1 protein-coding gene is annotated in these 1,303 nt (G+C 55.0%); it reads left to right on the top strand.

Features of this window, described 5'->3' with window-relative positions:
• On the top strand, positions 1-1,303 hold a 1,303-nt coding region (locus FVR03_RS24690), incomplete at both ends, for a M56 family metallopeptidase (protein ID WP_187270297.1).

Genomic DNA, 1,303 nt, shown 5'->3' with positions numbered 1-1,303 from the left:
TGGCTACCTGAAGCCAGTTATTTTGCTGCCGGTTGGTGCCGTTACCGGGCTGTCGCAGGTGCAGGTAGAGGCTATTCTGGCGCATGAGCTGGCACACATTCTCCGCAAAGACTACCTCCTGAACCTGCTGCAGTCGGTGGCCGACGTGCTGTTTTTTTACCATCCGGCTGTGTGGTGGATGTCGGGGGTGGTGCGGGCTGAGCGAGAACACTGCTGCGACGACTTGGCGGTGGCGCTTTGCGGCAGCCCTCTTACCTACGCACGCGCTCTGGCGGAGCTGGAGGCGATGCGGTTGCCAACTGCACCTGCCATGGCGCTGGCAGTATCGGGCAAAAATGGCACTTTGCTGCACCGCATTAAACGGCTGGTACAGCAGCCTGCCCTTCGCCCGACCTTTTCTGAAGGATTTGTGGCGGCGCTGGTGCTGGTGGCCGGACTTTCGGTACTTTCGTTTGGTGCCCTGGCCAGCTTTAAACCTGCCGCCCAAGACTCTGCTGTGGCAACAGAAGAAATTGCCCTGGTACTTCCGGCTGCGGCCCCTGCTTCAGAAACAGAAGAAACTGATGACGCTACCGTTGCCCCCCCCGATTCGACTACTGAAACAACGTCGGCGTTTGTGTACACGCTGCAAGATGGCAATGGCAAAGCAGACGATGTGGTCATCATCAAAAATAAAAAAGGAGAAGTGACGGAGCTGTATGTGAACGGGAAACGAATTCCGAAAAAAGACATGGCAGCTTATAATACGCTCCTGAACCAGCGGCTGGAGGCAACCCAAAAGGCTCCTAAAGCCACCCGACAGGAGGTAAACGCCGCCATGCAAGCGGCAAAGGCATCAGTAGAAAGAGCCCATCAGCAAACGAAAAACAACGGGTTTAACTACCAGTTCCGGCTATTCGATGGCGACAGCATCAACTTTCAGTTCGACATGCCGCCTGTTCCACCTTTGCCACCTATGCCTCCTGTGCCACCTATTAATGTGGTAGTGCCGCCTGCGCCTCCCATTGCACCCTTACCGCCGGGAGCATCGGAACAGGACAAGAAGGTGTATGAGCAGCAAAAAAAGGCCTATGAACAAGAAATAAAGAAGTACGAGCAGGAAATGAAGCAGTATGAAGAGGACATGAAGCAGTACCAGCAAGATGCGGCTTATTACCAGGAGCAAACCGGCAAACCTTTGATGAGCCGGGGCGGCCATCCTATGGAGCTGCAACATGCCGTTGTCATAAACCGTGCGCAGGTTGTAAGGCAGCAGGAAGAGAGGGTAATGCGCCAACACGAGCTCCAGTTGCAGCGCAGCAAA

Origin of the sequence: Pontibacter qinzhouensis (assembly GCF_008017455.1) — a bacterium.
GTDB lineage: Bacteria > Bacteroidota > Bacteroidia > Cytophagales > Hymenobacteraceae > Pontibacter > Pontibacter qinzhouensis.
This window is presented reverse-complemented; position numbering and strand designations above follow the sequence as displayed.